Here is a 23,638-nt window from a genome sequence, read left to right as displayed (position 1 = left end):
GCCGGATCTAGCTGGGGCTGATCAGCGGCAGCCAGGCTGCCAGCGCCAGCAGGGTGATCAGAAGCACGGGCGGTGTGATGATCAGGCCGACCTTCATGTACTGACCCCAGGTGATCGTCTGCCCCTTGGCCGCGAGGACGTGCAGCCAGAGCAGGGTCGCGAGGCTGCCGATCGGCGTGAATTTGGGTCCGAGATCGCAGCCGATGACGTTGGCGTAGACCATCAGCTCACGGGTCAGGGGCGAAAGGTCCGGGGCCTGCTGGATGGAGAGCGCGCCGATCAGCACGCTCGGCATGTTGTTCATGACCGACGACAGAACGGCGGCGGCGAAACCGGTGCCGAGGGTGGCGATCCAGGGACCGTGGCCAGCGAGCCAAGTCAGGCCCAGAGCCAGTTCCCGGGTCAGGCCGGCGTTCCGCAAGCCGTAGACCACGAGGTACATGCCGAGGCTGAACAGGACGATCTGCCAGGGCGCGCCGGCGAGCACCGCGCGGACGCCGATGACGCGCCCGCGTCTCGCGAGCAGCAGCAGGACCGCAGCGCCGGCACAAGTCACCACCGACACCGGTACGTCGAAGGGCGCAGTGATGAAATAGGCCAGCAGGAGAATCAGCAGCAGCGGGAACGCCGCGCGGAAGACGAGCCGGTCACGGATGGCGCTTGCCGGGCTCTCGAGGACGGTCATCGGATAGGTCGGCGGGATGATGTGCTGGAAATACGCCCCCAGCACCGCCAGCGTCGCCGCGAGCGAGACGAGGTTCACCGGAACCATGACCGCCGCGTATCGGCCGAACGTCACGGCGAAGTAATTGGCCGAGACGATGTTGACCAAATTGGAGATCACCAGCGGCAGGGAGGTGCTGTCCGCCACGAAGCCGCAGGCGATGATGAAGGCGAGGGCCGCCGGCGGCGGGAAGTCGAGCCGAAGAAGGATCGCCAGCACGATGGGCGTCAGCAGGAGAGCCGCGCCGTCATTGGCAAACACCGCCGCGATCGCCGCTCCGAGGAGCACGACGAGGGGAAAGAGCCGCCGGCCCCGGCCACCACCCCACCGGGCGACGTGCAGCGCAGCCCAGTGGAAGAACCCGGCCTCGTCGAGGAGCAGGGAGATGATGATCAGCGCGACAAAGGTGAAGGTCGCGTCCCACACGATGTGCCAGACCGTCGGAATGTCATCCGGCTGGATCACGCCGGTGGCGAGGGCCGCGGCCGCGCCGGCCAGGGCGCTCCAGCCGATCCCCAGCCCTCTCGGCTGCCAGATGACGAACACGAGCGTGATCAGGAAAATGGTGAGCGCGAGCATCCGGGCAGTGTCTTCTTCTGCTTCTGCGTCCGGTTCAGGCGGTGGCGACGCGGCGGCCGTGCTCGTCGACGACCCGCTCCCCGTCCTCCTTGACGAACTCGGCCTGCTGCGGCGGCAGGAGATCCAGCACCACTTCCGAGGGGCGGCAGAGACGGACCCCCTTGGGTGTCACGACGAGCGGTCGGTTGAGGAGGATCGGATGCGCCGCGATGGCATCGAGCAACTGCCCGTCCGTCAGGGCCGGGTCGCCGAGATTCAACTCGGCGTAGGGCGTGCCCTTCTCCCGGAGCACGTCGCGCACCGACAGCCCGGCGCGGGCGAGCAGCTGCTCCAGCAGCGCACGGGCCGGTGGTGTCTTGAGATACTCGATGACGTGAGGCTCGATTCCGGTGTTGCGGATCATCGCCAGAGTGTTGCGCGACGTGCCGCAGGCCGGGTTGTGGTAAATCACGACGTCGAACGGCTCAGGCATGGGGATTGTCTCCGGGTGAGCAGAGGCAGGCAGCAAGGGTCTCCGCAGCCGGCATGCAGATCTCCGCGCGCCCCTGACAGCAATCGCGCATCAGGAACGCGATCAGATCGGAGAGCGTCGGATAGGCGGCACTGTAGATGATCGAGCGGCCGTCGCGCCGCGAGACGACCAGCCCGGCACGGCTTAACTCCTTGAGGTGATGCGAGACCGTGGCGGCCGACACGCCGACGGCGTCGGCCAGGGTGCCGGAGGCGAGGCCGTCTGGACCCGCCGTCACAAGCGACCGCACCAGCCGCAAGCGATGCTCCTGCGCGAGTGCCGCGAAGGCCGCCAGGGCTTGCGCGTCGTCCATTTCCATTACAATCTTCAAAAGATAATTTGAACGTATGAGAAAGCGCGCCGTTGAGCAAGAGCCCGTTTCCTGCCCCCTCCGTCCGTGACGGCCTGCCGAACCTCAGCACGGCACATTTCACTGTGCCGAGTGTGGAGGCCGTGGAGGCTTCGCAGGCCGTGCCGGTCCCGCACCCACCGCGGTTCCTGATCCTGTACGGATCGCTCCGCGACCGGTCCTTCAGCCGTTTCCTGGCCTATGAGGCCGCCCGGCTGCTGGAGGCCATGGGCGGTGAGGTCCGCATCTACGACGCTGACGGCCTACCCCTGCCCGACGACACGACGGCGGACCATCCGAAGGTTCAGGAACTTCGCACCCTCTCGGTCTGGTCCGAGGGGCAGGTGTGGGTCTCGCCCGAGCGGCATGGCGCCTTGACCGGCGTGATGAAGAGCCAGATCGACTGGCTGCCCCTCTCGGAGGGTAGCCTGAGGCCGACACAGGGCAGGACCCTCGCGGTGATGCAGGTCTCGGGTGGCTCCCAGAGCTTCAACGCCGTGAACGCGCTGCGCGTCCTCGGCCGCTGGATGCGGATGATCACCATCCCCAACCAGTCCTCGGTGCCGATGGCCTACAAGGAGTTCGACGAGGCTGGCCGGATGAAGCCGGGGCCGCTCTACGACCGGGTCGTCGACGTGTGCGAGGAATTGATGAAGTTCACGCTGCTGACCCGCGGACGCGCCGATTACCTCGTGGATCGTTACAGCGAGCGCAAGGAGCGTGATCCGGATCGGCTCGCCGGAGTGGCGGCCGATATCGGCTTCGCGAGGCCGTCGCGGCCGGGCGCCTGAGCCCCGTCTGCCGGGAACGCGTCGCGGCTCGGCCCGATTCAGGCCGGTGCCTACTGGAACCGCCGCATCTCCGGCGCCAGCGAGCGCCCCGCTTCGAGCAGGGCGCGGACCTTGCGGGTCGCGTGGAGGAGGATATCCGGTCGCGCATCCTCGTAGGACGTCTCCTCGACGAAGCTCTGCAGCGCCTCCGTGATCCGGTCCTCGATCTCGTCCATCAGGGCAAGTCCCTCCGGACCTTCCCGCCGGAGATGCGCGTCGGCGAGCGTCAGGTAGGCTGCGCTCGCCAGAAGGAAGGCGATCCCGTTCGCCTCCTGGGCCGCCGCGGAGCTCGCGTCGCCGCCGTCCGTGCCGTCTACGACGTCGTCGTCCATCGGCTCATCCACTCCCGTCCGCTGCTCACGCTGTCGCGCGGTCGCCGCGCCGGGTAAATTAGAGAAAATGGGTCGGTCCCCGTCACCATTCGGGCGACGTCGGGGCCGAACCGGCCTCCCGGACCTGCGCCGGGATCGGGCGCCGCGCTGGGCCCGAAGGCCAGCGCTGCCGGCTTCAGGGGCCCACATCCGCGGGGCCCTGCGCGGCCCGTCGCTCCCGCATCCTGCGAAGCGCGCGCCGCCAGGCGGCGACCACGGCGTCGCGCGCCCTGGAATCGGGATTCCGGTTCGACTCACCCGGTCGCGCCGTGCCATCGGCCTGAGCGCCCCAGGCTCTCGGATCTCGGTTCATGATCGCCTCCCTGTCGTCCCGTGACAGACAGACACCGGATCCGGTCGTGCCGCGGTGAGCCGGCACACGCGGATCGCGCAAACCCCGTGCGGCGGAGCACATGCCCAGGGCGGCCCGGGACGCCGCGCAATTTTTCTGAGCAGGGATCGAAGAGTTTTTCAGCAGCGCTGATCTGCATTCCTGGAGTACTGTCGCGCAGCCGGCGCGCGGGATCATGCAGTGCCGCAAATATTGATGCGGTGCAATAAAGATCGTATTCAAGATTCAGTCGACGCCCGGGGCCGACATGTGCCGGCACCACGGGGGCAACGCATGGCAAAGCCGGGGACGACGGGCATCACGTCCGGTCGCTCTTGCGAATGCCGGGGAGGATCACGGGCTCCATGAGGAAGAACAAGGTCATCTCGGCGGAAGAGGCGATCGCGCTGATCCGCGAGAACGACGTCGTGACGACTACGGGATTCGTCCAGAGCTGCATCCCGGAGGCCCTTCATGCCGCCCTCGAGAAGCGTTTCGTCGACACCGGATCGCCGCGCGGCCTCACCCTGATCATGACGGCGGGCGCCGGCGACAGCAAAGGGCTCGGTACCGGCCGCCTTCACCATGACGGCCTGCTCTCGCGGGTCATCGCGGCCAATTTCGGCCGCATGCCGAAGGTCGCCAAGGCCGCACAGGACAACCTGATCCGCGGCTACAACCTGCCACAGGGCGTGATCTCGCAGCTCTACCGGGCCTGCGCCGCGGGCCAGCCGGGCCTGTTCTCAAAGGTCGGCCTGAAGACTTACGTCGATCCGCGCCATGGTGGCGCCAAGGTCAACGAGCTCACCACCGAGGACATTGTCAAGCTCGTCGAGGTCGACGGCGAGGAATGGCTGTTCTACACGGCGACCAAGATCGATGTGGCCTTCATCCGTGCGACCTCGGCCGATCCCTCAGGCAATCTCTCCTACGAGAAAGAGGCGTTGACCCTGGATTGTCTCGCGCAGGCCATGGCGGCGCGCAACAATGGCGGCATCGTCATCGCGCAGGTCGAGCGCATCGTCGATGACGGCTACCTGCTGCCGAAGGACGTGCGCGTGCCCGGCATTCTCGTCGACTGCGTGGTGGTCGCCGAGCCCGAGATGCACCGCATGAATTACGGCGTGATGCACGACGCCGCCCTCGCGGGCGAGATCCGGGTCCCGGTGACCGGCATCAAGCGCATGCCGCTCAACGAGCGCAAGATCATCGCGCGCCGCGCCGCATTCGAGTTGCCGCCGAACGGTGTGGTCAATCTCGGCGTCGGTGCCCCGGAGGGCATCTCGTCGGTCGCCAACGAGGAAAAGATCACCCCCTACATCACCCTTACCACCGAAGCGGGGGCGGTCGGCGGCGTGCTGGCCTCGGGTTCAAGCTTCGGCGCCGCGACCAACGCTGACTGCATCATCGACCAGAACCAGATGTTCGACTTCTACGACGGCGGCGGCCTCGACATGACCTGCCTGGGCATGGCCGAGTGCGACGCGGCCGGCAACGTGAATACGTCGAAGTTCGGCGGCAAGCTGAACGGCTGCGGCGGCTTCATCAACATCTCGCAGAATGCCCGGACGGTCGTGTTCGCCGGCACCTTCACGGCGGGCGGTCTCGAGATCGCGGTGAACGACGGCCAGGTGCGTGTCGTGAGCGAGGGGAAATCCCGCAAGTTCGTCACCCAGGTGCAGCAGAACACCTTCTCGGGGCCTTACGCCGTCGAGCGCTCCCAGCCTGTCCTCTACGTCACCGAGCGCTGCGTCTTCCAGCTGACGCCGGACGGCCTGGAGCTGATCGAGGTCGCGCCGGGGATCGATATCGAGCGCGACATCCTTGCCCACATGGATTTCGCGCCCGTGGTGCGCAATCCGGTGCCGATGGACCCGCGCATCTTCCGTGACGAGCCGATGGAGCTGATCTCGGATCTGCTCAACCTCGATCTCAAATCCCGCGTCAGCTACGATGGCGAGCGCAACATCCTATTCGTCAACCTGGAAGGCTGGTATTGCCGCGTGAAGGGCGACATGGACGAGTTGCGCATGACCATCGTGGAGGCCTGCCGGAAGGCCGGTCAGCGGGTCAACGCCGTGATCAACCACGACGGTTTCCGGCTCAACGAGAATCTCGTCGATGATTATGCCGGCATGGTCCAGTACCTGCAGGCGAACTACTATGCCACCACGACCCGATACGCGACGAGCGCGTTCCTGCGCCTGAAGATGGAGGAGGCCCTGAACAAGCGCGGGGTCGCGCCGCACGTCTTCGAGCGCAAAGAGGAGGCGCAGGCCTTCGTCAGCAGCACCGAGGACAAGAAGGCCCGCAAGCGGATCTCGCCGGCGGTCGCGTCGGCGGCCTGAGGGGCGGTCGGTTCGAGGCCCGCGCTGGGGCGGCCTTGAGCGCGGACGTCCCTGCCGCGCGGTTGATGCCGGTCGCGGTGATCCGTCTCAGCTGACCGGCAGACCGAGAACTCTGCGCGACTCCTCGGACAGCACCGCGTGCCGCACGGCTTCGGGGCCGTCATTCGGTGTTTGCGCGGCCGCCCGCGTGACGAGATCGCGAAACCGCTTCTTGTCGAGGGCGCGGCCGCGCAGGCTTCCGAGGACGGCGTCCAGGACCATGCGGACGGCCCGGGCGCGCTGGCGCTCACGTTCGAGTTCGGCGGCGAGCAGCGGATCCCCGAACTGGGTCGCAGCCAGAGGCGCGACCAGGACGGCACCGTCGACGACGGCCGGGTCGCGATCATCCGCCTCTGCGGCGGAATCCGTCACGCCGTCGAGAATCCTGGTCGCCTCGGTCAACAGGATCTTGTGCTGCACTGCCGCCGAGAGATTGGCCGGGACCTTCTGGCTGGCTGTGCCGATGAGGCGCTTAAACTTGTCCCGATCCAGCCCGAAGCGTCCGATGCTGGCTCGGAGCGCGACGAGGACCGTGCGGAGGGCGTCGGTCCGATAGGTTGCCTTGAGGAGTTGGTCCCGCAGGGCTCCCGCCGAGGCCGACTGGGCGAAACGAGTCTCCGGCAGTTGCTGCACCTGTTCCGCCAGTTCGACGATGACACGCTGCATCAGTGCGGTCCGCTCATCGCGGAGTGCGTCCGGCGTCAGACGCTGGCACCCTTTGCGGAGCCACACGAAGAATTCCGTGGCGTCCATCTCGAGGGAGTCCTCGACGCGCAGATCGATATAGCCGAGCTGCGACAGCTCCAGGACCATCAGGTTGAAGCTCGACGGCACGAACACCCAGGCATGCGCATCGGTGTAGTATGGCATCTGCACGGCGCTGAGCCACTGCGCCTCGTCGGTCAGAGGATTGGCAGGGGTGGCCGGCCGGGTGTCCCGGCCCGACCAGGCGCCGACCGTCCCGTTCTCCTTGAGCGCCATGTTCAGGGCGTAATCGATATGGGTACGCACCGTGTGGCGGTCCCGCTTCTCAAGGAAGGCCGCAACGGCGTCGGCCGTCCCGGTGAGGGACCGGTAGAAATCGAAGCATTTGCGCTTGTCGGGCACGGCCAGAATCACGACCCCCTCGGGGCGGAGCAGGATCTCGGCGGCGCGCAGGAAGGTCACGATGTCGGTCGTGTGCTCGATCACATGGCTGGCGATGAAGGCATCGAACGTTCCGTGCTGATCGACCGGTACCGCATCTGCGATCGAGCCGCCCGTCCACACGAAATCGACCTCCTCGATCCGGTCGACGGTCTGATCGTGATACTTCTTGATGAGCTCCGCGCGTGGCGCGTGATCGATGACGAACGTGTTCCAGCCATCGCGCTTCGGCGCGAGCGGACTGAAGCTCGGGCCAACCTCGACGATACGGGCCTCTCTGGTCAGTGACCTTAGGAGTTGCTGCGCACGATCCATTGCATCTAAGCTCCGAACAGACGCTTCGCGAATGCGCTGTAGAAGCGCCGTGAATACGGCGTTGGTGGGAAGGAAATTCGTTGCAGAAGAAGCCGCTTGCCGCTGTCACCATGGCATACAATGAAGCGACCATGTTGCCACTTTGGCTGAAGCATTATGAGCAACAGGTCGGTGCGGAAAACTGCTATATTCTTGACCACGGCTCCGATGACGGCTCGACAACTGGACTTCGCGCTAACGTCATCCGGCTGCCTCGTTTGCCCCTGAACGAATGGGAGCGCGCCCATACAGTCAGGGATTTCTGCGCATCCCTCTTCATCGGCTTCAAATATGTTCTCTATGCGGATGCCGACGAGCTGATCGTTCCGGACCCCGAGGTGGCGCCGAACCTCTCGGACTATATCGCCGCGCGAGCGCTGCCGCCGATCCTCGATCTGTTCGGGTCCGATGTCGTGCACGTCGCGGACGAGGCGCCCATCGATGTCACGGCACCCATTTCCAGTCAGAGACGGTTCATCCGCCCGATCTCGACCTTGTGCAAGGCCACCATCGTATCGGAACGCGTCGACTGGCATGTCGGCTTTCATTGCCTGATCCGGGATCATCGCCCGGAATTCCGTGACCTGTTCCTGTTTCATTTGGCGTATCTGGACCACGACGTCCTTTTCAGACGCCAGCAGAAGCGCAATGCAGCCGCGCCGATCGGCATCCCGAACTCGCATCATGCCATCGATCCGACGGAGTTCCTGGCCTTCGTGAAGGCGGATATCGGCCGGATCGCGCGACGTCCCGTGCAGATGCGCCGGGGTGAAGCGGTCTTCGAAACCACGAAGCGGATCTTCGCCGACGCCATCGAGCGCAAGAGCGCCATCCAGGCCCCGGATCTGTGGCAACTGCCCGATCGTTTCGTTGGATCGTTTTAGGGCTCAGCGTCAGTACGGGACAGGTCCGTTTCGTCGTGGCTCGGACAAATCGAGCGTCGCGATCCGTGATGGTCATTGCAGGGAGAGCACCGGAGCGCGCCGTCCAGATCGCAGGTGGGACGGCTTCCCATCGCAGCTCCGCCGGCGTCAGGCTTCGGACGCCGGCCTTCATCTCTTCAGCCGACACAGCGCGCATCCGCCGAAAGGTCGAATTCACCCGGTCCGCTCCTGATGCCCAGGCGCTGCCTTCCGGTATAGGTCGGTCCGCCCGACGCCGCCGCCGCGCCGGCGTACCGTGTGTGGAGACCCGACCCTGCGCGACGATCCCCGCCTCACCGCATCGGTCGCCGATCGCGGCCTCGCCGGCTTGCGCTGGGCCGTCTTCGTCGCGGATCTCGCGCACGCGGCACTCATCGCGGAACTGGAGACCTGGCCGAAGCCCGGCCTCGTCAGCTTGGTCGATTCCGGCAGCCACGACGATATGGATGCGGACACGCTCCGGCGGAGCGCGGCGGCAATCCGGCCGTTCTTTGCCGACCTGGTCGCGGCGGGCGCCCGCAATCCGGAGATGGCGGAACTGCGCGCCATCGGCCTCCGTGCCGAGACCGCGATGATGCGGGCGACCGGCGGTATCAACGCGCATCGCGGCGCCATCTTCTCGCTGGGCCTGATCTGTGCGGCCGCCGGGATACGGGGTGCAGGAGGCGCCAGTGCCGAAGCCCGTGCCGAGGCGGTCGGACATCTCTGGGGGGCCGCGATCGCCCGGGCGCCTGTCTCGACCGTGACCCACGGTGGCCGGGCGGCCCGCCGCTTCGGTGTCGGCGGCGCCAGCGCCGAGGCTGCGGCGGGCTTCCCGACTGTCCGCGCCGTCGGCCTTCCCGCCTTGCGCTTCGGTCGATCCTGCGCGGCGCACGACCCTGATGCAGCGCGCGTGCAATCTTTCTTCGCCCTCCTGGCGGTGGTCGACGACACGAACCTCCTCCACCGCGGCGGGGCTGACGGCCTCCTGGCGGCACGCGCGGCCGCCGCGACATTCCTCGATGCCGGTGGGGTCGCGGCTCCGGCTTGGCGGGATCGTGCGGCCGCGGTCCACCGCGCCTTCGTGGCCGCGCGCCTCAGTCCGGGTGGCTGTGCCGATCTCCTCGCCGCAACGCTGCTGCTGGACGCATTGGGGTCGTTGCCCTGACCCGTGGGCAGCCCCGGGTCGCTTCGGCCGCAGTTTTCCTGGCGCGGTCGATGCTTACATCCCGACAGCTCCCCCGCTCTCCCCGCCGGACCGCCCGTGACCCTCGTCAGGATCGCCCTTCTCGCGCTCGCCGTGCTCTTCCTCGTCCCGGTGGCGATTTCCGCCCTGCTCTATGCGACGCGGGCACGCGGCGATTGGCGCATGGCTGACCGGTCCAGCGCCGGCCTGCTGCCGCCGGCTGACGCGCATCCCGAAGCCGTGCTGCGCATCTTATCGGCACGAACCGTCAGCTGGCGGGGCATCGTCGCGACCCACAGCTGGATCGTCATCAAGGAGCACGGCGCACGCGCCTACAGCCGGTTCGACTACACCGCATGGGGGCAGCCGATCTGGGTAGACCGGTTCGTGCCCGACGGGTTCTGGTTCGGAAACCTGCCGATGGTCGTGTTCGCCGCGGACGGACCGGAGGCCGAAGCGATGCTGCCGCGGATCCGGCAGGCCGTGGCGGAGTACCGTTACAACCGGCCCGGAGACTACGTCGTCTGGCCCGGCCCGAACTCGAACACCTTCGTGGCCGCCGTCATGGCGGCGGTGCCGGAAATCCGCGCCAGCCTGCCGGCGACCGCGATCGGCAAGGATTTTCCCTATGATGGACGTTGGGTCGGACTGACGCCCTCCCAGACGGGCATCCGCATCAACCTCGGCGGCTATGTCGGGCTGACGCTCGGCTGGGTCGAGGGACTTGAACTGAACCTGTTCGGCGGCGTCGCGGGGATCGATCTGCGACGGCCCGGGATCAAGCTGCCGGCTCTGGGTCGGCTGGGAATCTGAGTGGCGCCCGGAAGACCGGCCGCCGCGAAGGTCCGCGACGACCGGCCGCCGGCGCGACCTACGGCGCGAGGTCGTGGACCGGCTCCTTAACCGGGGTAGCGCTGCTGTTGAGCACGCTGCTGCCGGTCGGAACCGGCTTCAGTACGGCTCGGTCGATCTGCGGCGGCGTCGGCAGCTGGAGCTGGGCGCTGGTGTCGGCCCATTCCCGCGCGACGCGCTCGGGATCGTCGTTGAGCTTGCTGCCGTAGCTCGGGACCATCTCCCGGATCTTGGCCTGCCATTCCGGCGTGGCGACCTTCTGGGCGAACACTTTCTCCAGCACCTGGAGCATGATCGGCGCCGCCGTCGACGCGCCGGGCGAGGCGCCGAGCAGGGCCGCGATGGTGCCATCCTTGGCGTTGACGATCTCGGTGCCGAGCTTCAGTACGCCGCCCTTGTTCGGGTCGCGCTTGATGATCTGCACGCGCTGACCCGCCTGCCAGAGGCGCCATTCCTCCTTCCTGGCCTTCGGAAAATACGCGCGCAAAGCCGCGATCCGGTCGTCGTCCGACAGCATGAGCTGCCCGGCGAGGTATTCGACCAGCGGGAACTCGTCGACGCCGACCTTCATCATCGGCCAGATGTTGCTGGTGGTCGTCGAGCTGAGGAGGTCGAGGTAGGAGCCTTCCTTCAGGAACTTGGTGGAGAAGGTTGCAAAAGGGCCGAACAGGATCACGCGCTTGCCGCCCAGCACGCGAGTGTCGAGATGCGGCACCGACATCGGCGGCGAACCCACCGACGCCTTGCCGTAGGCCTTGGCGAGATGGAGTGTGGCGACGTCAGGGTTGTCGTTGATCAGGAACGAGCCGCCCACCGGAAAGCCGGCGTAATCGTCACCTTCGGGGATGCCGGATTTCTGCAGGAGGTGCAGGGCGCCGCCACCCGCGCCGATGAAGACGAATTTGGCGTCGACCGTCAGGCGGGTGCCGTCCTTCACATTCTTGGAGATCACCCGCCACGAGCCGTCGGCGTTCTTGGTGATGCTCTCGACCTCGGACGAGAGCCCGAGCTTGAAGCTCGGCTGCTTCTGCAGATAGGCGACGTACTGGCGGGTCACTTCGCCCCATTCGCAGTCGGTGCCGAGCGGCGACCAGGTCGCGGCGACCTTCTGCTTCGGATCGCGGCCCTCCATCATCAGAGGCACCCACTTGCGAAGCTGCTCCGGATCCTCCGAATATTCCATGCCGGCGAAGAGCGGGCTCGCCTTGAGAGCCTCCCAGCGCTTCTTCAGATAGGCAATGTTGTCGTCGCCCCAGACGAAGCTCATGTGGGGCGTGTAGTTGATGAAGGAACGCGGATCCGTCATCACACCGGTCTTGACTTGGTGGGCCAGGAACTGCCGGGTCACCTGGAACGCCTCGTTGATCTCGACAGCCTTGGCGATCTCGATCTGACCGTCCCTGGTCTCCGGGGTGTAGTTGAGCTCCGCCAGGGCCGAGTGGCCGGTGCCGGCATTGTTCCAGCCGTTCGAGCTTTCGAGGGCGACCTGATCCAGTCGCTCGACCATCTGGATCGACCAGTTCGGCTCCAAGGCATTGAGCCAGACGCCGAGCGTCGCGCTCATGATCCCGCCGCCGATCAGCAGCACGTCGACCTTGCTGTCGGCTGCATCGGCCTGCACCAGCGAGCCCGGCAGCGTCACCGCCGCCAGACCGGCCGCGGCCGTGCCGAGGAGCTGCCGGCGATTCAGGGGCAGCGGCACAGCGGCCCGGCGGTCACGCGGATGTTGCTTCTCGTCGTCGCCACACATGGGCAGATCCTGCTGGTTGCGTACCGGACAGGCCCGATCGGCCGCCCCGCGTACGGAAGACGTTCTGATGCGACGAGCGCGAATCCCGCTCATCCGGCCTTCCGGATCGTTTCCCCGTTCCCGTCGCGATACGCCTGCGGTCTCGCTCGACCCGGCACGACGGTCATGCGCCTGTGCGCATCGCTGAGACGCGCGAGTCTGCCCCGCTCCGGGCGCGCGATCCGGTTGGAGCACAGAACTCCGGTCCAAGATCGCGATCGCGCGAAGGCGCGCGTGCCGAGGGAGAGGGAAGACGCTGGCTGGCTTGGCTCAGCAGATTGATGGCGGCGTCATAGAGGACGAGGCTCGCAAGGACAATCGCCGCGCAGGTTGCAATTGCTGTCTGCCTGTCACGCCCGCGCGTCGTCTCGGACAACTCGGACGACCGTTCGGGCGACGACCGAGAGCTGCCGCCGTGATGCGCCGCTAGACTTTCCGGTGGCCGTCCTGCGCCTGTACGGGTTCTCAAGGGCGCCAGCGGTGTCCGCGGGAGCAATTGGTCCTACGGAAGGTGCCTGAACCGGATGATGCTGCGCGACAGGCGGCCGTCATCCCAATTGGGCATCTTGCGCCACGGTGTCGTGACGTCGGCATAGTCGCCGTCGATCCGGATGGAGCGCCGTTGCTCGGTGCCGACCCATTCGGGCGCCCAGGCCGTCTGCACGCTGGTGACCCACTCGTCTCCCTCGATCCGGTAGCGGCCGATATAGGCGACGAGGGTCTTCATCAGAGCGGACCGCTCCGCGTCCGTGGTCGCAGGCTTGCGCTCGCTGCCCTCGAGGTTGAAGGCGACCCAGCCGTCCTTGGTGAAGATCACCCGTCCGCGGGGCGTGCCGCCCATGGCGTCGATGAGCTTGCCGGTCTCCTTGTCCTCGACCTTGTACGAGACGAGTTCCCAGGTTCCGACGATCTGATCCTCCAAGCGCGTGTAGACCCTGGCCGCTCCGCCATGATCCGGCGCCGAGGCGCCCATCGTCTGATCGGCGGCCAGAAGGAGGGGGAGCGCAGCGAGGGCGCGGCGGGCCATGACGGCCGATCGTCTTGCAAGCATGGTCTGCACCCAGGTCTCGCGTGATGCGCGCATTATCGCGCCGCGCCGCGTTCTGCGGTCGGTCGCGGCGCGTTCCAAGCGCGGCGGGAGCAAAGCTGGTAGACGCTGAGCGCGCTGCCGGCCGCTCTTGCCGGCGATCCGGCCTCAGCCGCCGTTGCGCGCCATCCGGGTCGTGCCACTGCCGGCGGCGAGGCTCGGCAGCGGATCCTGCGTGCCGCTGACCACCACGAGCCGTTGGACTTCGCCGCGCAGGAAGGCCTGCAGGAACCGCTCGTAGTCACGGAACGATACGCAGCCGTTCGAGTCACCGCGGGGGCCCAGCATGTAGGTATGCGCCAGCAATCCGACGCGGCCGTAGACCGCCTCGGTGCCGCCCACCGGCGTGAGGCGGATGGCCCGCACACCGTGGAACAACCGCTCGCGCTCGGTGAGGTCGTAGGTGCCGGGCGGCGTCGGCCCGCGCATCCGCAAGTTGACGAGGCGGGGATCGTCCAGCCCCTCGCCCAGGCCGGAATGGGCCTCCAGGCGCTCGCCGTTCGGAAGGGTCACGGTCTTGGCGGCGATGTTGTACACGGCGATGCCAGCCGTGGCGCTCGGCTCCCGCGAGAGGCTCAGCGGGGGCGAGAGGCGCTGCCGCGGCGCGACGTCGGCGGGCTTGCTCTCCAGCGCCGCGTAGGCCAGAGCCGGACCGCGCTCGATGCCGAAGAGTTTCTCCAGGAAGGAGCGCTCCTCGGGCTGGACCGGCGGCTGCGCCGCTGGCGGCAGTTCCCGGCGCGCCATGCGCCGCTCGGACCGTCGGGCGACGCCACTGCCGGCGGGCGCGCGGAATTCGGGCGGGCGCGGGATCGGCAGCGGAACCACCATCGCGCTCAGCGGCGACCCGGCGGCCGGCAGGCCCGGCTCGGAGCCAACCTCGGGAGCGGGGTCTGGCGTCAGGGCGGGCAGCGCGATCTGGCTCCAGGCCCAGCGCGACAGGGAGCCGCCGGTGGCCTCGCGCGACGGATCGGGCGCCGCGATGGCGTCCGGTTCCGCGGTGGCGGTTTCGGCTCTTCCCGACGCGTCCGCTGCGGGCGCCGGCGCTTCCGATCGGGCGCTCTCCAAGGCGGGCGCCGTGATCGGGGCTCGGTGCAGGATGCTGCCGCCCAGAGCGGCCATCGCCACGACGCCGGTTAGAACCGTCAGAGGCGGCAGCCAGTTGTTGCGCGCGTTGCGGGTCTTAAGGCCGTCCAGCGGCACGGAATCGACAGCCATCAGGTTGCCCATGCTCCTCGTGGCGAGACGGGGCGCACCGGCTGCCGCCCCCCGAGTCAGGCGGAGGAATCGCGGCGGGCGGCCCGGCCCCGCTCAGCGTGAGACAGCGGGGCGGGGCCGGCTTTTCTGGGGCGACGCGATGGTCGATCTTGGATCGATCGAGACCATTTTCGGGCGCATCGCCTCCAGTCTTCACAAGCTTAGGCGGCCTATTTCAGGCCACCATGCAGTCAGTCGTTGTCGATCTGGCGCCCGAGCAGCGCGATCGCCTTCTCGTAGACCGGGGCCGCATTCCAGCCCTGGATCGCCGCGAAGTTCGGCTCGCCGGGCTGGTAGCCCGCACCGGCCCGCCAGCCATGCGCCTTGAGGAAGTTGGCGGTGGACGACAGGGCCGCCCCGACATTGTTGAGGTCACCCGTGCCGTAGGTGAGCACGTTCTTCGGCAGGAACTGGGTATGGCCGACCTCGCCATGCGCTGCGCCGCGGGTGCTCGGCGTCAGCAGGCCGCGATCGACGAGGGTCAGGGCGGCGTAGAGCTGGTCGGTGAAGTATTCCGACCGGCGGCAATCGTAGGCGAGCGTCGCCACAGCCGAGAGCGTGTTGACGTTCCCGCGCACGGCCCCGAAGCCGGTCTCCATGCCCCAGATCGCCAGGAGCGGGCCCGGCGGAACGCCGTAGCGCTGCTCGATCGAGTCGAAGAGGGCCGCGTTCTGCCGCTTGAGCGCGCGGCCCTTCGACACGATCGTCGGGCCGCCGCGCTTGGCGAGGAACTGCTCCAGCGACAGCTTGAAGCTGTGCTGCCCACGGTCCGCCGAGATCGTGGCTGTCGAGTAGGTGGTGTTCTGGAGCGCCGCGAGGCTCGCCGCGCTGGCCCGCCCCCGCGCCTCCTCGGCGAATTGCCGCTTCCACGCCTCGAACCCGGCTGCAGTGTTGCCGCACTGTGCGGCGTGCGCCTGTCCGGCACTGAGGGCGATCCCGGCGATGGCCGCGACCGCGATAGTCTGACGCCGCAAATTGTCGATCACGCGAAACACTCCTTCGGCGCGTCGTCGCGCCCTGTCCAGCTGGGGATACCGGGTCACATCTCGTCGATATCAGGGCAAGAAGATGTCGAAGGAGCGACCTTGAGGCCTCCTGCGCTCAAATCATCGCGCATCCGGAGTTCCGCGACGAGGCCGCGACGGCGACGCGTTCCGAGCATCGTGAACGCCGCGCGAGCGGCGGGCGCCGCCGCCATCGTCCGCAGGCGAGTCGGACGGGACGCGATGATGGATTCGATCGAATAACCGACCCCTGAGAAGGATCTTTCACGCCGGTCATCTGTAGTTTGCCAACAAACTGAATACACCATCGTAGCATTTTCGGTCCTGTCACAACCTTGTCAAATGCTGGACATAGCTTTGCCGGCGGAAAGACTTCTGCGGAGAGGCGGCGTGGGGTCGTTGTTGGTCGGGGCCACGTGGCATGCACCAAGACCCCGCAGCCCGCATGTTCGCCCCTCCTGATCGGCGCGCAGCATCGCGCGGTGGCTGCCACCGGTCTTCGGGTGCGCGGTGCGCATGTGAGCGCGCCCTTCGGCGGGCCAAGGCGTGTCCGGCTCGTACGCCGCTGATGTGAATCCGATCCGGACCGTCTGACCGAACCCTGCAGATGGCGGCATGACCAAGCCGCCGCTGCGCTGATCTTGCCGTCAACGAGACAGGACGCCCATGGCCCTCGGAATGCACGACGCCGGTTCCTCGCGCGCGGGAACACTCGGCCCCGATCTCGACCGTGACGGCGTCGCTAAGGCCTATGGCCGCTGGGCTCCGGTCTACGATCTGGTCTTCGGGCCGGTCTTCGCACAGGGCCGGACCCTGGCGGCGGCGGCGGCCGAACAGATCGGGGGGCGGATCCTGGAAGTCGGGGTCGGCACAGGCCTGTCCCTGCCCGCCTATCGGCGCGCCCGCAGCATCGTCGGCATCGACATCTCGGCGCCCATGCTGGAGAAGGCGCGCCAGCGCGTGGCGCGGCTGCGGCTGCGCAACGTCGAGCGCCTCGCCGTGATGGACGCCGAGCAGCTCGACTTCGCCGACGCCGCCTTCGATGTGGTGGTGGCCCAGTACGTCGTCACGGCGGTCCCCAATCCCGAGAGGGCGCTGGACGAGTTTGCCCGGGTGCTGCGCCCCGGCGGCGAGATCGTGATCACAACGCGGATCGGTGCCGAGTCCGGCCCGCGGCGCGCGGTGGAGCACGCCCTGGCGCCCGTGACGAGCCGCCTCGGCTGGCGGACCGAATTCGCCTGGGCGCGCTATGCCGCCTGGGCGGCCGGCGCACCCGTGGAGATCGTCGAGCGCCGGGCGCTGCCGCCCCTCGGCCACTTCTCCCTCCTCCGCCTGCGCAAGCGGGCGGCCTGAGGGCGGATCACCTTCGACCAGCCGACAACCTTCGATCGGGGACGCACATCATGGCGAGCTTTATGGAGGCGCTGCGCGTGCAGCGCTGGGACGATCACCGCTACTACCATCACAACCGCATCAACCAGAGCTTGCACGTGGTGAGCGCAATCAGCTTCCTCGTGGCTTACACGCTGGCGTTCAAGGATCCGGCCACGGCGGCGCTGATCGGCTGGCTCGTGGCGATGACATCCCGGCAGGCCGGACACCTGTTTTTCGAGCCCAAGGGCTATGATCACGTCAACGACGCGACGCACGAGCACAAGGAGGAGATCAAGGTCGGCTACAACCTGCAGCGCAAGGTCGTCCTCCTGGCGATCTGGGCCCTGTCGCCGCTGCCGCTCTACTTCGATCCGAGCCTGTTCGGCCTGATCTCGCCCCATCAGAGCACCGCGGACCTGATCCGCAACGTCGGCTGGATCTGGCTGTGGCTGGCGCTGGCCGGCCTGCTGTTCCGGATGGTGCAGCTCTTCGTCCAGCGCGACGTCCAGACCGGACTCGTCTGGGTCACCAAGATCCTCACGGACCCGTTCCACGACATCAAGCTCTACCACAAGGCGCCGCTTGCCCTGCTGCACGGTGAACTGGTCGAGGAGCAGGAGCCGCACGAGCGCGGCGCCTGAGCCGGACCCGCACGCCGGGCCGGCTGGCCGGATCAGGCGTGTTCCGGACCACGCAGGCCCAGCAGCCTGCCGAGCCGGCCCAGGCGGACCGCCGCGACCTCCTGCAGGATCGACCGGCGGATCGCCTTGTCGCTCGGCGCACCGCTCTCCCACCAGCCATCCGCGTGCATCGCCCGCGCCGCCGCCACGAAGCGGGTCGCGACGGCCTCGAAGGCCGCATCGTCGTAGGCGAGGCTGAAGATCATCCGGCCGGTCCCGACCCATGACAGGGCCAGCCCCTCCGCGCGCAGGTAGAATTGCAGCATCCAGTTGTAACGCGACGGCCGCGTATACAGGACCGTCCAGACCGTCGACAGGTTGACGACGCGCACCGGGAGGTCAGCCTCCGCGAGAGCGGCGTTGAGGCGCTGCGCGCGTCCATCCCAGGTCGCGTCGAGATCGGCGTAGAGGGCGGCGACCGCAGGGGTGTCCAGCCGATCGAGGAACGCGCTCATGGCGCCCATCACGTAGGGGTGGGCGTTGAAAGTCCCGCGGGCGAAGCAGATGTCGACCGGACGGTCGTCCCGGTAGCGGCGCATCAGGTCGGCGCGCCCGCACAGGACACCGACGGGCAGCCCGCCACCGAGTGTCTTGCCGTAGGTGACCATGTCGGCGCGCAGGCCGAAATACGCCTGCGCGCCGCCGCGTGCGAGGCGGAAGCCCAGGAAGACCTCGTCGAGGATCAGCACGATGCCCCGGGCGCTGCACACCGCCCGCAGATCGCGGAGCCACTTCGTGTAGGCGGCGCGGTCGAAGGAGGCCTGCCGGCCGCTGTCGACCAGCGCGGAATCGGCCGGCGCCCCGGCATTCGGGTGCATGGCCTGAAGCGGGTTGACCAGAACGCAGGCGACGTCCCGCCGGGAGGCGAGCACCCGCAGCGTCCGCTCGGACATCTCGGCCAGGGTGAGCGTGTCGCGGGTCGGGACAGGGTTGCCGATGCCGGGCTGCACCTCACCCCACCAGCCGTGATAGGCGCCGCAGAACCGCACAATCCGGCGGCGGCCGGTATGGTAGCGGGCGAGCCGGACTGCCTGCATCACCGCCTCGGTGCCGGACATGTGGAACGAGACCTCGTCGAGGCCCGAGATTGCCTTCAGCCGCGCGACATTGCCGGTGACGACCGGGTGCAGCGGCCCGAGCACGGGGCCCAGCGCCGAGACCCGCGCCGCGCCCTCCTCCAGGCAGCCGCGGTAGAAATCGACACCGAACAGGTTCACCCCGTAGGACCCGGCGAGATCGTAGAGGACGTTGCCGTCGAGATCCGTGATGGTCACGCCCTGGGACGTGGCCGCGAAGGCGCCGGTTCCGAGATGCGCGCGGACGTGGCGGGCGTACTGAAACGGCACCCGGTAGAGGCCGGTGAACTGCAGATCCGACAGACCGTCGCGCACGGCTTCGGTCTCGGCGCGGCTGCGCGGGTAGCGCGTCCGGAACAGGTCGGAGAGCCGGGCGAAGCCGTTCTCGCGCCGGGTCGCCACCGCCGCGTCCGGCTTATCGGAGCGGAAGAATGCGCGCTCGGAATAGGCGTAGTGCGGAATCAGCCCGGCGACGCGCCTCGCCATCCGGGCATGGCCGGTGAGCGAGGGATGTTTCGCCCGGGACAATTGCAGACGCTGCGCGGCCCGCGGCAGGGCGAGGACCGCTGCGGCGGTGGTGGCGGACAGGGCGACGAGGAGGGCGGACATGGCCCCGCGCCCTATCGGAGGCAATTCACGGCATGATGACGGTTTCTGGGTCGCCGCTGCGGCAAGCCTTGGCGCGGATCGGCGCACAGGAGGATCTGAACTTCCTCCTGACGAACCGCCTGCCGCGCCGGCTCGCCACCCGCTTCATGGGCTGGTTCAGCCGAATCGAGCAGCCCTTGGTGCGCGATCTCTCGATTGCGGCCTGGCGGCTGTTCTGTGACGTCGATCTCCGCGACGCGCGGGAGACGCGCTTTGCCAGCCTGCACGCCGCCTTCGTGCGGGCCCTGCGCCCCGGCGCCCGGCCGATCGCGGCCGATCCCGCCGTGCTCACGAGTCCCAGTGACGCGATCCTCGGCGCGCATGGCCACATCGAGGCCGGACGCCTGTTCCAGATCAAGGGCCTGTCCTATCCGCTCGTCGATCTGCTCGGCGGGGATGAGGCCGTGGCGCGCGCCCATGAGGGAGGCTGCTACGCCACCCTGCGTCTGACGGCCGGGATGTACCATCGCTTCCACGCCCCGCACGACCTGCGCGTCGAGTCGGTCCGGCACATCTGGGGCGACACCTGGAACGTGAACCCGATCGCCCTGAAACGGGTCGAGGCGCTGTTCTGCCGGAACGAGCGCGCGATTCTGCGCCTGTGCCTCGCGGAGGGTGGGCACGCGGTGACGCTGGTGCCCGTGGCGGCCATCCTCGTAGCGGGGTTGCGCCTCGGCTTCCTGCCCGAAGGGCTCGCCCTGCGCGCGACCGGGGGGCGGACCCTGCCGAGCGGGGTGCGGATGGCGAAGGGCGCGGAGATGGGCTGGTTCGAGCACGGCTCCACCATCGTCGTGCTGGCGCCGCCGGGCTTCACACTCTGGCCGGGTCTCTCCGTGGGGACGCTCCTGCGCGTCGGCGAGCCCCTGATGCGCCTGCCGGATCTGCCCTCGGCCTGAGCGGCCGAAGCCCTACCGGTCCGCCGGCCCGTTCCGGGTGACCTGACCGGCCGGCTTCGGACCGGGCCGCTTGAGAGGATCAGCCAAGGATTTAAGAAGTCGGACCTGCGGCGAGGTCAGAAGACGAGCGCGGAGCAGGTCGTGCTGAAGCTGCGCCAGATCGAGGGGCAGACGGCGCAGGGCAAGAGAGCTTGCCGGACAAGCGGACGAGCCCCCACCGATCTGTCTCGGGCATGCTGAAAGTCGCCAGGGCGTCCCGAAAGCGGTCGGATCGCCGCCCACCGGAAAGCGCCCTGGACGGCATCGTGCCCCCGACGTCGCGAGGCATTGCTCCCCGACTCCGCTCAGGGGGCTGACAATATCACTTCAGGCGCGCGGCAGCCCAGGCGATATGGTCGGCCATGAAGGTCGAGATGAAGAAGTAGGAATGGTCGTAGCCCTCGCGCATGTTGAGGGTCAGGGCGATGCCGGCCTTCTTGCAGGCCTCTTCCAGCAGCCAGGGACGAAGGCCGTCCTGAAGGAAGCTGTCGGCAGTGCCCTGATCCACCAGGAACTCGGGGAAACGCTTGCCGTCTTCGATCAGCGCGGTGGCGTCGTGGGCGCGCCAGGCGACCGGGTCGGAACCGAGATACTTCTCGAAGGCCGGCTTCGACCAGCCGGCCGTGGAGGGCTGCACGATCGGCGCGAAGGCGGAGCAGGACTTGAAGCGCTCCGGGTAGGTCAGCGCGATGGTGAGCGCCCCGTGGCCGCCCATGGAATGCCCAAAGATGCCCTGGCGGGTCATGTCGGCGGGGAATTCCTTCGCGATGAGCGCAGGCAGCTCTTCCGTGACGTAGCTCCACATCCGGTAATTCGTGTCATAGGGCGCCTGCGTGGCGTCCAGGTAGAAGCCGGCGCCGGAGCCGAACTGCCAATTGCCGTCCTCGTCCGGGATGCCGGGGCCGCGCGGGCTGGTGTCGGGGGCCACGATGATGACGCCATGCTCGGCGGCTGCGGCCCGGTATTCGCCCTTGTCCATGACGTTGGCGTGCGTGCAGGTCAGTCCCGATAGGTACCACAGCACCGGGACCGGGCCGTTCTCGGCTTGCGGCGGCACGAACACCGCGAACGTCATCGTGCATCCCGTGGTCTGCGCGTCGTGCTTGTAGACGCCCTGCGTGCCGCCATGGGCGCGGGCCTTCGAGATGGTGTCCATGAGCTTTGTTCTCCTGCTCGGGAGGCGAAAGCCCCGCTCCGGGGCTGGATGGTATGTGACGGGCTTCGACAGAGCCCGGCGACGTTTGGATCGCTCGCGTCGTGCCGGTGTCGCGCGTGGGCGAAGGGCAGGCCGCCGGCGTCCCCCGCGAGGGGCACAATTTGATGGGACACGGATCCTCAGACCCAGAGGAAAGGATCCGCGTCCATCATTCTCAGTAGACGACGACGGACCGGATCGATTTACCCTCGTGCATCAGGTCGAAGCCGTGATTGATCTCTTCGAGCGGCATGGTGTGGGTGATCAGATCATCGATGTTGATCTTGCCCTCCATGTACCAATCCACGATCTTCGGCACGTCCGTGCGACCGCGCGCGCCACCGAAAGCCGAGCCCTTCCAGACGCGGCCGGTGACGAGCTGGAACGGACGGGTCGAGATCTCGCGGCCGGCCTCGGCCACGCCGATGACGATCGACTCGCCCCAGCCGCGATGGCAGCACTCGAGGGCCTGGCGCATCACGTGGACGTTGCCGGTACAATCGAAGGAGAAGTCGGCGCCCCCGCCGGTGAGATCGACGATGGCCTGAACCACCTTGTCGGTTCCAACCTCGCTCGGATTGATGAAATCGGTCATGCCGAACTTGCGGGCCATAGCCTGCTTCTCCGGATTGATGTCGACGCCGATGATCTTGTCGGCACCGACCATCCGGGCGGCCTGGAGGACGTTGAGACCAATGCCACCAAGACCGAACACAACCACGTTGGCACCAGGCCAGACCTTGGCCGTGTAAATTACAGCGCCGATGCCGGTGGTCACGCCACAGCCGATATAGCAGATCTTATCGAAGGGGGCGTCTTCGCGGATCTTAGCAAGCGCAATGGCCGGCAGGACCGTGAAGTTCGAGAAGGTCGAGCAGCCCATATAGTGGAACACCGTGCTCGAACTGCCGGGGCTGCCGCCAGTGGAAACGCAGGAGAAGCGGCTCGTACCATCCGGCATCACGCCCTGGCCCTGGGTCGCTCGGATCGCCGTGCAGAGGTTGGTGCGCTGTGAGAGGCACGACTTACAGTTGCGACACTCCGGCGTGTACAGCGGGATCACATGGTCGCCGGGCTTCAGCGTGGTGACGCCGGCTCCGACCTCGCGGACTATGCCCGCGCCCTCATGGCCGAGGATCGCCGGGAACTTGCCCTCAGAATCGAGACCCGAGAGGGTGTAGGCATCGGTGTGGCAGATGCCGGTGGCCATCAACTCGACCAGAACCTCGCCGGCCTTGGGCCCCTCGATGTCGATGGTCTCGATCGTAAGAGGCTTTTTAGCCTCCCACGCGACCGCGGCGCGCGTCTTCATCACGTCTTCCTATTGTCTGGGAGATCACGAACGGCGCCGAACTGCCGGCTCTTCGGCGCACCTCGCTCCAGGGCAGCGCACCGAACGGTCCGAAAATCTGCCGCGTGTGTGCTGCTTCTGACGTCAAGATGCAATGTCCTGCCCCCGTGTTGAGCGCATGGCTCCAGCGTTCGGCAGGTCCGGGGAGTGGGTCGCATCCGCACCGCCTGGAACGCGCGCAGCCCGGAATGTGCTAACAGCCACATCACAATAGGCAGTCGGGTGAGCTTCACAGCGGTCATGGGGGGGCCGGATGGAGCGTCCGTTTGGAGCGGGCCCCTGCGGGTGGACGGATTGGCCGGGCCTGATTGACCGGTTCGCCGGGTCTTCGGAGGATGAAGGCCATGGCCCGACCTCGTTCCCACAGCATCGCATTCAAGCGTCAGGTCGTGCAGGAGTCCCTGTCTGGCGAGACGCTTTGCGGCTTGGCCAAGCGCCGACCTCTCGCGCAACCTCGGGCGCGTGAGGCCGGCGCGCTCGATGACGATGCGGCCGCCGACACGATCCAGGCCTATGAGGCGCGGATCGCCGCGCTCGAACGGCTTGTCGGCCGACCGGCGCTTGCGCTTGAGTCTTTAAAGGGGGCGGCGGATCGAGCGCGGCCGGCACCTTGCGACGGTCGTCTCGGCCGCGACCGCGAATTGGATCGACCCGGTCGAGGTTGCCCTACGGCGAGCGCATCGCTGGAAGCACGTCTTCAGCTGCCTCCCGAGGCTGTCGCCG

At 67.6% G+C, this 23,638-nt stretch carries 20 protein-coding genes; 8 read left to right on the top strand and 12 right to left on the bottom strand.

Annotation, left to right across the window (positions count from 1 at the left end; translation table 11 throughout):
* Positions 1-7: 7 nt before the first annotated feature.
* From BLT59_RS05770 to BLT59_RS05760, 3 genes are read right to left on the bottom strand one after another with little or no spacing between them, the layout of a single operon-like run.
* On the bottom strand, positions 8-1,303 hold the full coding sequence (locus BLT59_RS05770) for an arsenic transporter (protein ID WP_091777401.1): 1,296 nt from the start codon (positions 1,301-1,303) through the stop codon (positions 8-10).
* Positions 1,304-1,337: 34 nt separating this feature from the next.
* Positions 1,338-1,775: an arsenate reductase (glutaredoxin) gene (arsC, locus tag BLT59_RS05765; protein ID WP_091777399.1), complete on the bottom strand. Its 438-nt coding sequence runs from the start codon at positions 1,773-1,775 to the stop codon at positions 1,338-1,340.
* Positions 1,768-2,127 carry an ArsR/SmtB family transcription factor gene (locus BLT59_RS05760; protein ID WP_091777397.1) on the bottom strand — a complete coding sequence of 120 codons (360 nt, stop codon included), beginning with the start codon at positions 2,125-2,127 and terminating at the stop codon, positions 1,768-1,770. The genes arsC and BLT59_RS05760 overlap by 8 nt, the downstream gene beginning before the upstream one ends.
* A gap of 50 nt (positions 2,128-2,177) precedes the next feature.
* Here BLT59_RS05760 and arsH point away from each other — a divergent pair, with 50 nt between their 5' ends.
* Positions 2,178-2,954, top strand: coding sequence for an arsenical resistance protein ArsH (arsH, locus tag BLT59_RS05755; protein ID WP_091777395.1), 777 nt, complete (start codon positions 2,178-2,180; stop codon positions 2,952-2,954).
* A gap of 50 nt (positions 2,955-3,004) precedes the next feature.
* Here arsH and BLT59_RS05750 read toward each other — a convergent pair whose 3' ends face one another.
* Positions 3,005-3,325, bottom strand: a complete 321-nt coding sequence (locus tag BLT59_RS05750) for a hypothetical protein (RefSeq protein ID WP_091777393.1) — start codon at positions 3,323-3,325, stop codon at positions 3,005-3,007.
* 735 nt (positions 3,326-4,060) lie between these two features.
* On the opposite strand from BLT59_RS05750, the gene BLT59_RS05740 reads away from it, so the two are divergent.
* On the top strand, positions 4,061-6,043 hold the full coding sequence (locus tag BLT59_RS05740) for an acyl CoA:acetate/3-ketoacid CoA transferase (protein ID WP_091777389.1): 1,983 nt from the start codon (positions 4,061-4,063) through the stop codon (positions 6,041-6,043).
* Between the two features lie 87 nt (positions 6,044-6,130).
* Here BLT59_RS05740 and BLT59_RS05735 read toward each other — a convergent pair whose 3' ends face one another.
* The gene (locus BLT59_RS05735) at positions 6,131-7,543 is read right to left on the bottom strand and encodes a methyltransferase domain-containing protein (protein WP_091777387.1); all 1,413 of its coding nucleotides are present in this window, start codon (positions 7,541-7,543) and stop codon (positions 6,131-6,133) included.
* Between the two features lie 80 nt (positions 7,544-7,623).
* Here BLT59_RS05735 and BLT59_RS05730 point away from each other — a divergent pair, with 80 nt between their 5' ends.
* The 3 genes from BLT59_RS05730 to BLT59_RS05720 all read left to right on the top strand — a co-directional run bounded on the left by BLT59_RS05730 (position 7,624) and on the right by BLT59_RS05720 (position 10,483).
* On the top strand, positions 7,624-8,466 hold the full coding sequence (locus tag BLT59_RS05730) for a glycosyltransferase family 2 protein (protein ID WP_091777385.1): 843 nt from the start codon (positions 7,624-7,626) through the stop codon (positions 8,464-8,466).
* A 295-nt stretch (positions 8,467-8,761) separates the two neighbouring features.
* Complete coding sequence (mdcB, locus tag BLT59_RS05725; protein WP_244513867.1) at positions 8,762-9,652, top strand: triphosphoribosyl-dephospho-CoA synthase MdcB; 891 nt, start codon at positions 8,762-8,764, stop codon at positions 9,650-9,652.
* Between the two features lie 96 nt (positions 9,653-9,748).
* Positions 9,749-10,483, top strand: coding sequence for a DUF3750 domain-containing protein (locus BLT59_RS05720; protein WP_091777383.1), 735 nt, complete (start codon positions 9,749-9,751; stop codon positions 10,481-10,483).
* A 58-nt stretch (positions 10,484-10,541) separates the two neighbouring features.
* Here BLT59_RS05720 and mqo read toward each other — a convergent pair whose 3' ends face one another.
* The 4 genes from mqo to BLT59_RS05700 all read right to left on the bottom strand — a co-directional run bounded on the left by mqo (position 10,542) and on the right by BLT59_RS05700 (position 15,638).
* Positions 10,542-12,272 carry a malate dehydrogenase (quinone) gene (mqo, locus tag BLT59_RS05715; RefSeq protein ID WP_091777381.1) on the bottom strand — a complete coding sequence of 577 codons (1,731 nt, stop codon included), beginning with the start codon at positions 12,270-12,272 and terminating at the stop codon, positions 10,542-10,544.
* A gap of 541 nt (positions 12,273-12,813) precedes the next feature.
* Positions 12,814-13,338, bottom strand: coding sequence for a lipocalin-like domain-containing protein (locus BLT59_RS05710; protein ID WP_244513866.1), 525 nt, complete (start codon positions 13,336-13,338; stop codon positions 12,814-12,816).
* Positions 13,339-13,506: 168 nt separating this feature from the next.
* The gene (locus BLT59_RS05705; RefSeq protein WP_091777630.1) at positions 13,507-14,613 is read right to left on the bottom strand and encodes a tlde1 domain-containing protein; all 1,107 of its coding nucleotides are present in this window, start codon (positions 14,611-14,613) and stop codon (positions 13,507-13,509) included.
* A gap of 230 nt (positions 14,614-14,843) precedes the next feature.
* Positions 14,844-15,638: a lytic murein transglycosylase gene (locus BLT59_RS05700; RefSeq protein WP_091777379.1), complete on the bottom strand. Its 795-nt coding sequence runs from the start codon at positions 15,636-15,638 to the stop codon at positions 14,844-14,846.
* Between the two features lie 684 nt (positions 15,639-16,322).
* Here BLT59_RS05700 and BLT59_RS05695 point away from each other — a divergent pair.
* Together BLT59_RS05695 and BLT59_RS05690 are read left to right on the top strand one after the other, a co-directional pair.
* On the top strand, positions 16,323-17,009 hold the full coding sequence (locus BLT59_RS05695) for a class I SAM-dependent methyltransferase (RefSeq protein ID WP_091777378.1): 687 nt from the start codon (positions 16,323-16,325) through the stop codon (positions 17,007-17,009).
* A 50-nt stretch (positions 17,010-17,059) separates the two neighbouring features.
* Positions 17,060-17,671 (top strand): hypothetical protein, encoded by a 612-nt coding sequence (locus tag BLT59_RS05690; RefSeq protein ID WP_091777376.1) that lies wholly within the window; start codon positions 17,060-17,062, stop codon positions 17,669-17,671.
* 32 nt (positions 17,672-17,703) lie between these two features.
* Here BLT59_RS05690 and BLT59_RS05685 read toward each other — a convergent pair whose 3' ends face one another.
* Positions 17,704-19,395: an aminotransferase class III-fold pyridoxal phosphate-dependent enzyme gene (locus tag BLT59_RS05685; protein WP_091777374.1), complete on the bottom strand. Its 1,692-nt coding sequence runs from the start codon at positions 19,393-19,395 to the stop codon at positions 17,704-17,706.
* 32 nt (positions 19,396-19,427) lie between these two features.
* Here BLT59_RS05685 and asd point away from each other — a divergent pair, with 32 nt between their 5' ends.
* Complete coding sequence (gene asd / locus BLT59_RS05680; RefSeq protein WP_091777372.1) at positions 19,428-20,330, top strand: archaetidylserine decarboxylase; 903 nt, start codon at positions 19,428-19,430, stop codon at positions 20,328-20,330.
* Positions 20,331-20,691: 361 nt separating this feature from the next.
* On the opposite strand, the gene fghA is transcribed toward asd, so the two are convergent.
* Together fghA and BLT59_RS05670 are read right to left on the bottom strand one after the other, a co-directional pair.
* The gene (fghA, locus tag BLT59_RS05675) at positions 20,692-21,525 is read right to left on the bottom strand and encodes an S-formylglutathione hydrolase (protein ID WP_091777370.1); all 834 of its coding nucleotides are present in this window, start codon (positions 21,523-21,525) and stop codon (positions 20,692-20,694) included.
* Between the two features lie 214 nt (positions 21,526-21,739).
* The gene (locus tag BLT59_RS05670) at positions 21,740-22,876 is read right to left on the bottom strand and encodes an S-(hydroxymethyl)glutathione dehydrogenase/class III alcohol dehydrogenase (RefSeq protein WP_091777368.1); all 1,137 of its coding nucleotides are present in this window, start codon (positions 22,874-22,876) and stop codon (positions 21,740-21,742) included.
* Between the last annotated feature and the right edge of the window lie 762 nt (positions 22,877-23,638).

Source organism: Methylobacterium sp. UNC378MF, from assembly GCF_900103195.1.
GTDB lineage: Bacteria > Pseudomonadota > Alphaproteobacteria > Rhizobiales > Beijerinckiaceae > Methylobacterium.
This window is presented reverse-complemented; position numbering and strand designations above follow the sequence as displayed.

What these genes read in the sequence shown, in the direction of transcription:
- BLT59_RS05770 (WP_091777401.1), bottom strand. Translation starts at nt 1,303, where the DNA reads ATGCTCGCGCTCACCATTTTCCTGATCACGCTCGTGTTCGTCATCTGG.
- arsC (WP_091777399.1), bottom strand. Translation starts at nt 1,775, where the DNA reads ATGCCTGAGCCGTTCGACGTCGTGATTTACCACAACCCGGCCTGCGGC.
- BLT59_RS05760 (WP_091777397.1), bottom strand. Translation starts at nt 2,127, where the DNA reads ATGGACGACGCGCAAGCCCTGGCGGCCTTCGCGGCACTCGCGCAGGAG.
- BLT59_RS05750 (WP_091777393.1), bottom strand. Translation starts at nt 3,325, where the DNA reads ATGGACGACGACGTCGTAGACGGCACGGACGGCGGCGACGCGAGCTCC.
- BLT59_RS05740 (WP_091777389.1), top strand. Translation starts at nt 4,061, where the DNA reads ATGAGGAAGAACAAGGTCATCTCGGCGGAAGAGGCGATCGCGCTGATC.
- BLT59_RS05735 (WP_091777387.1), bottom strand. Translation starts at nt 7,543, where the DNA reads ATGGATCGTGCGCAGCAACTCCTAAGGTCACTGACCAGAGAGGCCCGT.
- mqo (WP_091777381.1), bottom strand. Translation starts at nt 12,272, where the DNA reads ATGTGTGGCGACGACGAGAAGCAACATCCGCGTGACCGCCGGGCCGCT.
- BLT59_RS05710 (WP_244513866.1), bottom strand. Translation starts at nt 13,338, where the DNA reads ATGGCCCGCCGCGCCCTCGCTGCGCTCCCCCTCCTTCTGGCCGCCGAT.
- BLT59_RS05705 (WP_091777630.1), bottom strand. Translation starts at nt 14,613, where the DNA reads ATGGCTGTCGATTCCGTGCCGCTGGACGGCCTTAAGACCCGCAACGCG.
- BLT59_RS05695 (WP_091777378.1), top strand. Translation starts at nt 16,323, where the DNA reads ATGGCCCTCGGAATGCACGACGCCGGTTCCTCGCGCGCGGGAACACTC.
- BLT59_RS05690 (WP_091777376.1), top strand. Translation starts at nt 17,060, where the DNA reads ATGGCGAGCTTTATGGAGGCGCTGCGCGTGCAGCGCTGGGACGATCAC.
- BLT59_RS05685 (WP_091777374.1), bottom strand. Translation starts at nt 19,395, where the DNA reads ATGTCCGCCCTCCTCGTCGCCCTGTCCGCCACCACCGCCGCAGCGGTC.
- asd (WP_091777372.1), top strand. Translation starts at nt 19,428, where the DNA reads ATGATGACGGTTTCTGGGTCGCCGCTGCGGCAAGCCTTGGCGCGGATC.
- fghA (WP_091777370.1), bottom strand. Translation starts at nt 21,525, where the DNA reads ATGGACACCATCTCGAAGGCCCGCGCCCATGGCGGCACGCAGGGCGTC.
- BLT59_RS05670 (WP_091777368.1), bottom strand. Translation starts at nt 22,876, where the DNA reads ATGAAGACGCGCGCCGCGGTCGCGTGGGAGGCTAAAAAGCCTCTTACG.